6 protein-coding genes are annotated in these 6,075 nt (G+C 76.1%); 3 read left to right on the forward strand and 3 right to left on the reverse strand.

Annotated elements, in window-relative coordinates:
• Positions 1-67 precede the first annotated feature (67 nt).
• The 3 genes from ABD994_RS23080 to ABD994_RS23090 all read right to left on the reverse strand — a co-directional run bounded on the left by ABD994_RS23080 (position 68) and on the right by ABD994_RS23090 (position 2,667).
• A complete protein-coding gene (locus tag ABD994_RS23080) occupies positions 68-1,015 on the reverse strand; it encodes an SGNH hydrolase domain-containing protein (RefSeq protein WP_345420793.1) in 948 nt (315 codons plus the stop codon).
• 91 nt (positions 1,016-1,106) lie between these two features.
• The gene (locus ABD994_RS23085) at positions 1,107-2,012 is read right to left on the reverse strand and encodes a class I SAM-dependent methyltransferase (RefSeq protein WP_345420796.1); all 906 of its coding nucleotides are present in this window, start codon (positions 2,010-2,012) and stop codon (positions 1,107-1,109) included.
• 4 nt (positions 2,013-2,016) lie between these two features.
• Complete coding sequence (locus ABD994_RS23090) at positions 2,017-2,667, reverse strand: hypothetical protein (protein WP_345420799.1); 651 nt, start codon at positions 2,665-2,667, stop codon at positions 2,017-2,019.
• Positions 2,668-2,854: 187 nt separating this feature from the next.
• Here ABD994_RS23090 and ABD994_RS23095 point away from each other — a divergent pair, with 187 nt between their 5' ends.
• The 3 genes from ABD994_RS23095 to lysS form a co-directional block, all read left to right on the forward strand.
• Positions 2,855-3,730 (forward strand): DMT family transporter, encoded by an 876-nt coding sequence (locus ABD994_RS23095; protein ID WP_345420801.1) that lies wholly within the window; start codon positions 2,855-2,857, stop codon positions 3,728-3,730.
• On the forward strand, positions 3,727-4,488 hold the full coding sequence (locus tag ABD994_RS23100) for a hypothetical protein (RefSeq protein WP_345420804.1): 762 nt from the start codon (positions 3,727-3,729) through the stop codon (positions 4,486-4,488). The genes ABD994_RS23095 and ABD994_RS23100 overlap by 4 nt, the downstream gene beginning before the upstream one ends.
• Before the next feature lies 1 nt (position 4,489).
• On the forward strand, positions 4,490-6,075 hold a 1,586-nt coding region (gene lysS / locus ABD994_RS23105; protein ID WP_345420807.1), incomplete at its 3' end, for a lysine--tRNA ligase.

Below are 6,075 nucleotides of genomic sequence, written 5' to 3' on the forward strand. Positions count from 1 at the left end.
CGCACCCCGTGATCGTGCCTCGTCGGAGGTGCCGGTGGGGCGGAGGGGGGCACGGAACACAGGGGGCTTACCGCTCGACGATCGGGACGAGGCGGTCGGCGAGCACCGGCGCGAGGGTGCGGGTGAAGGTCGCCGAGAGGTGGTTGTCGTCGGCGTAGACCAGCACGTTCCCGACGACGGGCGGGCACGTGACCGGCCCGCACAGGTAGTCCCCGACGTCGAGGAACGACACGGTGGGCGGGACGTCGGGCAGCAGGCGGTAGGGCGCGGCCGGGGCGAGGACGGCGGCCCGCGGCACACCGCACGCCGGGGCGTCCTGGCCGTGCGCGGCGACGCACGCGGCGGGCGCCGTCGCGAACCGGGGGTTGTCGCGGACGGCGAGCACGGGGATGCCGGCGCGACCGAGCGCGCGCCACGCGGCGACGAACCCCGGCGGGGTCGACTCGGTGAGGCCGGGGCGGGCGTCGCGGGTCGCGGTGGTGAGGACGGCGTCCGGGCGCATCCGCACGATCTCGGCGATCGCCGCCGCGTTCCAGGCGACGCAGCCCGGCGAGCCGGGCACGGTCTCCGACGCCGTCGAGAACGGGCAGGCGCCGCGCAGGATGCTCAGCACCTGCCAGCCGCGCACCCGCGCGGTCTCCTCGAGGGCGCCGGCGTACTGCTGGCTGTGGGAGTCGCCGACCACGACGACGCGGCGGCGCGGGGGGCCCGCCGTCGGACGGGCGCACACCACGAGCGGTCCCACGTCCGGCGGCGTCCAGCACGGGTCGCCGGCGCCGACCCCGAGATCCACCCAGTCCTCACGCCCGGGCACCGGGGTCACGGGCGCCGCGGGCAGCGGGGGGCGCCGGCCGCCCCGGTGGGCGGCCGCGCCCGGGTGCAGCGGGTCGGTCGGCGCCCTGGACGACACCGCGGACACCGCGGACACCGGGGCCGCCGGCGAGGCGAGGACCGCCGGGGGCTCGCGGTCCGGGCCGCTCGCGACGGCGGCCCCCACCGCCGCGACGGTCAGCACGACCAGGACCGCCGTGCGGAGCGCCGGGCGGCGCGCGGCGGGCGGGACCGGGCGGCGGCGCAGGCAGCCGCTGAGGAACGTGGCGATGGCGCTACCCGTCGTGCCGCGCGGCCACCCCGTCCGCGGCGCCAGGCGCCGCCCCGGCGCCGGGGACGCCGGTGACCACGACGACGACCTGCTCGTTGTCGTGGGTGAACGCCTCGTAGGTGAAGGTCAGGCCCGCCCGCGCCACGTACTCGGTCCAGGCGAGGTGCTCGCCGGACTCCCAGCCGGGGTGGTTGAGGTACTCGTCGAACACCACAACCGAGCCGGGCCGCAGCCGCGGGCACACCTGCTCGAGCACGGTCGCCGTCGACGAGTAGAGGTCGGCGTCGAGGTGCAGCAGGTCGACCGGGCCGGGGTGCTCGGCCAGGAACCCGGGCAGCGTGTCCGCGAACCAACCGACAACCAGCTCCGCGCCGGGGACCTCGGGGGGCTCGACGTCGTCGAACGTGCCGGTGGTGAACCCGGCCCGCCAGGCCTCGGGCAGACCCTGGAACGAGTCGAACCCGTACACCCGGCCGTCGCCGCGCGCCGCGGCGATCGCGCGCAGCGTGGTGCCCGAGTAGACGCCGAACTCCAGCGCCAGGCCGCCGCGCGGGGCGAGCCCCAGGGCATGGGCGAGGGTCTCGCCCGGCAGCGGGAACGTCCGGGCGCCGGGCATCGCATCGCGGACGAAGGCCGCGCTCGAGGCGACAGCGTCCCGCTCGCCCGCGGCGAGCATGTCGCGGCGGTCGCGGATCTCGCGCGCGTGCAGCTCGTGTCGCAGCGACGCGATGTCGGCCCGCAGGCCCTCCACGGCTCGGCGGAGCTCGCCCACCTCGGCGCGCCCGGACCGCGCCTCGGCCTCTGCGGCCGTCAACCGCCCGCCGACGGCGGCCGCGACGCCCCGCTCGACGGCGCGGGTCAGCCGCACATTCAGGGCGTGGCGCAGCGCGCGCAGGCGGAGCGGAGGCACGTCCTCATGCAAGCGGAGCCGCCGCGTGGCGTCGAGGCTCGTGCGGGCGCCGGTCGGCCCGCCTCGACCGGCGGGCCGCCGCGATCACCAGCAGCGTGTGCCCGATCGCGAGCATGACCATCGTGGCGACGCCGTAGGGGTAGTAGATGTGGCTGGTCAGGAACGACCAGGCGCCGACGACGGCGAACAGCGCCCCCACCGCGGCGAGCAGCCGCCACGCCCCGGGCGCGCGGACCAGCGCCAGCACCGCGGCCAGGACCGAGGCCGCGAGGTAGGCGTAGGACCCGTAGACGCCGAGCTCGTCGGCGATCCCGAACAGCGCCGCGACCCACGGGCCGGGCCCGAGCACCATCGTCTCGTGGCCGCCGCCGATGCCGGCGAGGGCGTCGAGCGCCCCGTAGAAGGCCGCGTAGACGAGGCCGAGCACCGCGGCGGCGGTGCTGAGGACCCATCCGGCCACCCCGCGCGGCCGGGACACGTGCACGACCGCCCACGGCCCGAGGGCCAGCAGGGGGAAGAGCACCAGGCCGATGACGTGCAGGTCGCGCCACCAGGGCGCCGACTCCGGGGTGAGCACGGCGGGGTGGCTGCTGCCGAGGACCGCGAGGGCCAGGGCCGGGACGGCGGTGGCGGCCACCGCGACGATCGGGCGCATCGCCCGCCATCCTCCCGAACGCGACATCGCGGGAGCGTGACGGCATCCGTACGCACGCGGTGTCACTTCTGCGACAGGGAAACCGGACCGTCGTGCACCGATCGGGTGGCCTGATCGAGATCCTGTCGCGCTGCGTGCCGAGCGGGTGTTGCACTGTCCGGGTGACGACGGCCGATCGGGCGCACCGGTGACGCTCCTCGCCGGCGTGCTCGCGGTCGTGGCCGCCCTGCTCTTCGCGATCGCGTCGGTGGCCCAGCGCGGCGCCGCCGCCGACGTGCCGGACGACGACGCCCGCGGCGGACGCCTCATCGCCCGGCTGGTGCGCTCCCCGCGCTGGTGGGCGGGCACGGTCGGCGACACCGGCGGGTTCGTGGTGCAGGCGGTGGCCCTGGGGTTCGGCGCCCTCCTGCTCGTCCAGCCCCTGCTCGTCACCACGGTGCTCTTCGCGCTCCCGCTCGAGGCCTGGATCACCGGCCGCCGCATCGGGCGCTCCGAGATCGGCTGGGCGGCGGTGCTCGTCGCCGCGCTCGCGCTGTTCGTGGTCGTCGGGGAACCGACCGCAGGGCTCGACCGCGCCCCGTTCGCGACGTGGGCGCCGGCGCTGGGCGTCCTGGTCCTCCTCGGCCTCGCGTGCGTGCTGCTGGCCGGGCGCCGCCGCGGTCCCCGCCGGGCGGCGCTGCTCGCCGTGGCCACCGGCCTGGCCTACGGGCTCGTCGCGGCGCTGACCAAGTCGGTGGTCGACGCCCTCGGCGAGGGCGTGGTCGTGCTGCTGACGTCGTGGGAGACCTGGGCGCTGGTGGTCGCCGTCGTCGGCGGCACGCTGCTGCAGCAGACGGCGTTCGGCGCCGGCCCGCTCGCCGCGTCGTTGCCCGCGGTCACCGTCGGCGAGCCGGTGATCGCCGCGGTGCTGGGCGTCGTCGTGCTCTCCGAGCAGGTCCGCGCCGACGGCCCGGAATGGGTCCTCATCGCCGTGCTCGTCGCCCTCATGATCGCGGCCACCGCGGCGCTCTCGCGCTCGTCGGCGGCGGCCGTTCCCGCGCCCGAACCGGCGGAGGTGCCGTGACCATCACCCTCGACATCGAGCACCGCGCCGCCGCGGCGTGGATGCTCGGGTCGTTCATCGTCGTCTTCGTGGTCACCCGCGCGATCGTGCGGTTGATCCGGGCCGGCAAGGGCCCGTTCCGCAACCAGTCGGTGGGCGGGGTGCACCTCCACCACCTGGTGTGGGGCATCTTCCTCATGCTCCTGGCGGGGGTCGGGGAGTTCACCTACCAGCCGGAGCCGCCGTGGCTCTACGTCCTCGCCGCGGCCTTCGGGGCGGGCGCCGCGCTGACGCTCGACGAGTTCGCGCTCTGGCTGCACCTCTCCGACGTGTACTGGGAGCGGGAGGGTCGGGTCTCCGTCGACGCCGTGCTCGTGGTCGGCGCGCTGATGGCCCTGCTCGTCGTCGGGGCCAACCCCTTCGACTCCGACACCAACGACGGCGTCGTCGCCGTCGTGATCACGATCGTCGTCGGCGGCCTGCTGTCGGTGGTCGCGCTGTTCAAGGGCCGGCCGCTGCTCGGCCTGCTCGGGCTGCTGGTGCCGATCCTCTCGCTGATCGGCGCCGTGCGCCTGGCCCGGCCCACCTCGCCGTGGGCGCGCTGGCGCTACCGGGAGGGCTCGAGCAAGGCCCTGCGGGCCCGGCGCCGCTTCCCCGAGCGCGACCGGCGGCGGTGGGACGCCGTGGTCGAGGCGATCGCGGGCCGTCCCGACGACGAGCCGGGCACGCCCGCGGTGACCACGGACGACACCTCGCGAGAGCAGGAGGGCGCGCGCTGACATGGACGCCGAGACGTCCCACCCCGAGACCCGCGAGCTCGAGGACGCCCCCGACCCTGGTCCCCACGCCGACGCCGGGGTCCACCTCGGCCAGCAGGAGCTGCGCGCCGCGAAGCTGGCCGCGCGCCGGGCCGCCGGCGAGACCGAGCCCTACCGCTGGCCGGTCGACCACACCCTGGCCGGGGTCCGGGCCGCGCACGGCGACCTGCCGCCCGACACCGTCACCGACGAGGAGGTGCACGTCGCCGGGCGCCTCACCGGCCTGCGCCGCCAGGGCGGGCTGAGCTTCGGGGTGCTGCGCGACCGCACCGGACCCGTCCAGCTCTTCGTCGACACCGCGGTCGTCGGGCAGCACGCCCACGAGGCGTTCGACGACCTCGACCGTGGCGACTGGATCGGCGTCCGCGGCCGGGTGATGACGACCCGCCGGGGCGAGCTCTCGGTGCGCGTCGAGGAGTGCGCCCTGCTCGCCAAGGCGCTGCGCCCGCCGGCCGGCGGGCGGCACGGCCTGGCCGACGTCGAGACCCGCTACCGGCAGCGCTACGCGGACCTGCAGGTCAACGAGCGCACCCGCGAGATCTTCCGGATCCGCCACGCGGCGGTGCGGGCCATCCGCACCCACCTCGCCGAGGCGGGCTTCACCGAGGTCGAGGGCCCGGTGCTGCAGAGCATCCAGGGCGGGGCGTCGGCGCGCCCGTTCGTCACCCACCACAACGCCCTCGACCTCGACATGTACCTGCGGATCGCGCTCGAGCTGCACCTCAAGCGGCTGATCGTCGGCGGCATGGAGCGGGTGTTCGAGATCGGGCGGGTGTTCCGCAACGAGGGCGTCGACACCCGGCACAACCCCGAGTTCACGATGCTCGAGGCCTACCAGGCCTTCGCGGACTACCACGACATGATGGACCTGACCGAGGGCATGGTCGTCGCCGCGGCGCGCGCGGCGCTGGGGGACGACCTCACCGTCCACTACCAGGGCCAGGCCATCGACGTCCGGCCGCCGTGGCCGCGGCAGCGCTTCGCCGACATGATCGCCGACAAGACCGGCGAAGTGATGCACCCGGAGATGCCGCTCGCCGACGCCCGCGCCGCCCTCGACCGCCTCGGCCTCGCCTGGGAGCAGGGCTGGGGCGCGGGCCGGTTGATGAAGGAGGTCTACGACGAGCGCGTCCAGCACGACGTCGTCGGCCCCGTGTTCTGCATCGACTACCCGCGCGAGGTCTCGCCGCTGGCCCGGGCGCACCGCGACGACCCGGCGTACAGCGAGCGGTTCGAGCTGATCGTCGCGGGGTTCGAGCTGTGCAACGCCTACTCCGAGCAGAACGACCCCGTCGAGCAGATGGCGGCGTTCGAGGCCGAGGCCCAGGCCAAGCGCGACGGCGACCCCGAGGCCGGCGACATCGACCTCGACTACGTCCGCGCGCTGGAGTACGGCCTGCCGCCCACCGGCGGGCTCGGCATCGGCATCGACCGGCTCGTGATGCTGCTCGCGAGCGTCGACTCGATCCGCGAGGTCATCCTCTTCCCGACGCTGCGCCCGGAGTTCGCCCCGCCGCCCGGCGGCGGCCCCGGCGGCGCCCACCGCCC

It is taken from the genome of Actinomycetospora chlora (genome assembly GCF_039542135.1).
In the GTDB taxonomy this organism is placed as follows: domain Bacteria; phylum Actinomycetota; class Actinomycetes; order Mycobacteriales; family Pseudonocardiaceae; genus Actinomycetospora; species Actinomycetospora chlora.

What these genes read in the sequence shown, in the direction of transcription:
- ABD994_RS23090 (WP_345420799.1), bottom strand. Translation starts at nt 2,667, where the DNA reads ATGCGCCCGATCGTCGCGGTGGCCGCCACCGCCGTCCCGGCCCTGGCC.